Source organism: Streptomyces beigongshangae (assembly GCF_019710745.1).
In the GTDB taxonomy this organism is placed as follows: Bacteria; Actinomycetota; Actinomycetes; order Streptomycetales; family Streptomycetaceae; genus Streptomyces; species Streptomyces beigongshangae.
Genome location: NZ_JAHKJW010000180.1, coordinates 1 through 801 on the forward strand (window position 1 = coordinate 1; position 801 = coordinate 801).

Here is an 801-nt window from a genome sequence, read left to right on the forward strand (position 1 = left end):
TGAGGTACTGCTTCGCCGAGCGCACCGCCGACACCAGGCCCGGCACCGCCGTCACCCGGCCCACGCCGTGTTCACGCACTCATTCGTAGTGGTAGCGGCACTGTGCGATCAGGACGCCGTCCGCGGTGGCCTTGTAGACCAGTCGGTGTTCGTCGGTGATGCGACGCGACCAGTAACCCTGGAAGCCGTGCTTGAGCGGTTCCGGTTTACCGATTCCCTCGTTGCCGTTCCGGGAGATGTCCGCGATGAGCGTGTTGATGCGCTTCAGGGTCTTCCGGTCCTGGAGCTGCCACCACAGGTAGTCCTCCCAGGCGCGGGAGGAGAAGGTGATTTTCAAGACGTGCGGCCTCTGCTCGTCTGCCCGTCTACTCGTCGGTCGCCAGTTCGCGTACGGTGCCGCCGCCGTTTTCCAACTCGTCGATGGACGCGAGCAGGTGCCGGGCATTTGCAGGGCTTCGCAGCAGGTATGCCGTCTCCTTCAGGGACTCGTAGTCCTCGAGGGAGACGATGACGACCGGCTCGTGTCCGGCCCGGGTGATCACGACTTCCTCGCGGTCGTCCGTGACGGAGTTGAGTACCTCGGCGTACCGCGCACGCGACTCGGAATAGGTCATGGTCTTCACGGTCGACCACCCTTCCACCCATTGACGTACAAGAAATTGTACGTCAATGCCTGTGGCGAGACAAGCTTCAGCTGCTCTTCTGCCTCCCCGGCTCAGCCGGTGAGCGTCTTGAGGCGTTTCACCGCTTCCTCCAGCACCGGCGTCCGCTTGCAGAACGCGAAGCGGACGAAGGGTGCCC

Annotated in this window: 2 protein-coding genes; both read right to left on the minus strand. The window is 63.5% G+C overall.

Features of this window, described 5'->3' with window-relative positions:
- Nucleotides 1-79: 79 nt before the first annotated feature.
- Nucleotides 80-337 (minus strand): Txe/YoeB family addiction module toxin, encoded by a 258-nt coding sequence (locus KM933_RS38720; protein ID WP_221362375.1) that lies wholly within the window; start codon nt 335-337, stop codon nt 80-82.
- Nucleotides 338-365: 28 nt separating this feature from the next.
- Nucleotides 366-623, minus strand: coding sequence for a type II toxin-antitoxin system Phd/YefM family antitoxin (locus KM933_RS38725; RefSeq protein WP_067029019.1), 258 nt, complete (start codon nt 621-623; stop codon nt 366-368).
- Nucleotides 624-801: the final 178 nt, after the last annotated feature.